This window comes from Moorena sp. SIO3I6 (assembly GCF_010672095.1).
In genome coordinates, this window is sequence record NZ_JAAHHU010000658.1 from 1 (window position 1) to 2,510 (window position 2,510).

A 2,510-nucleotide genomic window follows, 5' to 3' on the forward strand; every position below is an offset into this window, starting at 1 on the left:
ACGACACGATCCAACCGTCGTCACAGATAAATGCTGAATCCCACAAATAGCGGTAGGGCAATCCAGGCAATGGTAATGGTACTCATGGAAACACCATCCAGAACAGTAGGATTAACATCAGACTCATCATCCAAATCAGATGGTCAAATTCTTCAAGCACACGGGGCAGCTTGATTACAGATCGTTTGAAAATCAAAAAATATGCCAACCACCCCAGGGCAATGGTTGCCAGGGGTTTGATAATATTGGCAAAATTATATGCTTGGTAGTACACACCATTGACGGCAATCAGCCCACCGAGCAACAGTATCATCGCTAACCAAAAACCGACCTTTACCTGCCCTTGGCTGCTATCCCCATGGGGCAGAAAGATGAATTTCGCAAAGGATATGGCTGTTCCTAGGGCTGCAATATTCATACCGATAACTTCCCAGGGTACTAGATTCTTCATGGTCAACACCTTCGCCCCAAAGCCAGACAACAAGGGAAAGCCGGAAATTGAGAAGCTAGCTATAGCCAGGGCAATCCAGATTTGGGTATTCATCGGCTGATGTTGCAGTTCCTTGAGGTTGCGGCTGGGCAAAACACCCGCGATTAAAAAGAGCGCCCCTTTCACCAGGCCGTGGGTCAGGGCATAAAAGCCACCGACTTCTGGTGCGGCGAGGATAAAGCCTAACTGGGAAATGGTATGAAACGCCAGCATACGCTTGGTATCTTTTTCAAACACGGCATAGCCTACTCCCAGAAGCGCTGTCCCCACTCCAAATATCCTGACGATGGGATCAAGTTCCTCCACAATCAGAGCAAAACGCAACAGTGGAAAGACTCCGGTTTTGACCACAGCTCCCGATAGCAATGCCGACACTGGGCTCTGAGATTCGGAGTGGGTCAAGGGTAACCACAATCCTGATACAAATATTCCCCCCTTGACTAACAGTGCCAGAAAGATCAGGGCAAGAGCTTCTGGAGTTGCTCCACGCAACCCTTCAAAGGCAAAGGAATGATTGGCCTGATAGACTAAAATTGCGCCGATCAGATAAAACAGCATGGCTGTATTGCTGATCAAAAGATAGCGCAAGGCTACCCAAATTGATCGGTCGGTTCGGGGATAGGCAATCAACAGAAACGCAGCAATACTAATTACCTCTAATGCTACGTATAAACTGATCAAATCTGCACAGATAAATACGGCATTGACACTGCCATGTAGGATAATAGTTTGGGTATAAAAAAAAGCTGTTTTACCACTTTGCCAACAGTAGAGAATGACTGCTGCGGTTACCAGCCCATTGGTCAAGATAAAAAAGGCGCTTAATTGATCAACTAGTAATGTGACACCGAAATTATCCAGCAGCTTTAGGCTTAATGGCGATTTTGTGAGAAATAGCTGTGTCCCATATTCAACCGAAACCATGGCAACCCCTAGGGCGAGGTATCGGTCAAGTTTGGGGAGCAGATAAATGCTGAATCCCACAAATAGCGGTAGGGCAATCCAGGGAATCGTAATGGTACTCATGGGGTATTATTCTTCTCGATCTGGTTGCTTTCCAGGGTAGGATTGTCCCGTGCCAGTTTCATAACACCCACTAGCATCAAGGCTTGAATGGAAAAGCCGATCACAATCGCTGTCAAGATCACTGCCTGGGGCACCGGATCTGCGTAAGCCCTATTTTCGACGTTTGAAAGAATCGGTGTGAATAAACCATCTCGGGATGCAACCAACACGTAATAGGCAATCACCCCCGTGCTCATGATATCCATAGAGATGATTTTCATAACCAGGTTCTTTTTAAGGATGATGCCGAAAAATCCGCACAATATTGTGGCAAATATGAATGCTTCTAACACGGGAATTGCCTATTGGGTAAGGGTTGGTGGTAATTATCTTTATACAATGATACTGTCGAACAGTGCTATAAAATATATAGCACGTTTTAATAGTGCTAGGAACTATTGACACTATTGATAAGTTCCAAGGTACACCATAGACTCATCCCACACCAAGGTTTTGCTTTGAGCTTGGGATTGGGAAAAACACGGGCAATAGCAAATGACAGAATCCACTCATGGCAAATCAATGGTTAACCTCAGCCCTGAGGATGTCAGCGATACAGTTGGGGGCTTGCCAACTAGTGAAGGTGTGCCGCCGAAGGATATCTACACTTGGGAGCAGGATGCATTAGCCGTGAATCTTTTGGATTTATCAGTACCATTTGAATTGGTTGGGCGGCAAGCACAATTCCAGCGCATCACTCACGTTTTAGCCCGTGATGGCAACGTGCTGATTGTGGGAGTGCCCGGAAGCGGACGGCGGACTTTGGTAAGGCGGGCAGCACGGGAAGTTGGAGTTAAAATCCTGGAGGTTGACTGCATCCGGGTTACCGATGGTCAGCGCTTCGTGCAACTGCTGTGGGAGAGCATAAACCAGACCTTTCCAATGGCAACAGTTCAAGCTCTAATGACAGATTGGATTGAAGGTCAGGCAGCGGAATTATTTGTCCTGAAGGATG

General features: G+C 46.7%; 2 protein-coding genes and 1 pseudogene. 1 reads left to right on the forward strand and 2 read right to left on the reverse strand.

The genetic code is table 11. The annotated features are described in order from the left end of the window. Nucleotides 1–82: 82 nt before the first annotated feature. Nucleotides 83–1,516, reverse strand: a complete 1,434-nt coding sequence (locus F6K49_RS40995; RefSeq protein WP_293106755.1) for a cation:proton antiporter — start codon at nucleotides 1,514–1,516, stop codon at nucleotides 83–85. Next, nucleotides 1,513–1,848, reverse strand: a complete 336-nt coding sequence (locus F6K49_RS41000; RefSeq protein WP_293073945.1) for a cation:proton antiporter subunit C — start codon at nucleotides 1,846–1,848, stop codon at nucleotides 1,513–1,515. The genes F6K49_RS40995 and F6K49_RS41000 overlap by 4 nt, the downstream gene beginning before the upstream one ends. A gap of 202 nt (nucleotides 1,849–2,050) precedes the next feature. Between F6K49_RS41000 and F6K49_RS41005 the strand changes: the two are divergent. Further along, a pseudogene (locus tag F6K49_RS41005) lies at nucleotides 2,051–2,510 on the forward strand (ATP-binding protein); the annotation flags it as partial.

Coding starts and splice junctions, on each gene's coding strand:
- F6K49_RS40995 (WP_293106755.1), bottom strand. CDS start 1,516: ATGAGTACCATTACGATTCCCTGGATTGCCCTACCGCTATTTGTGGGA.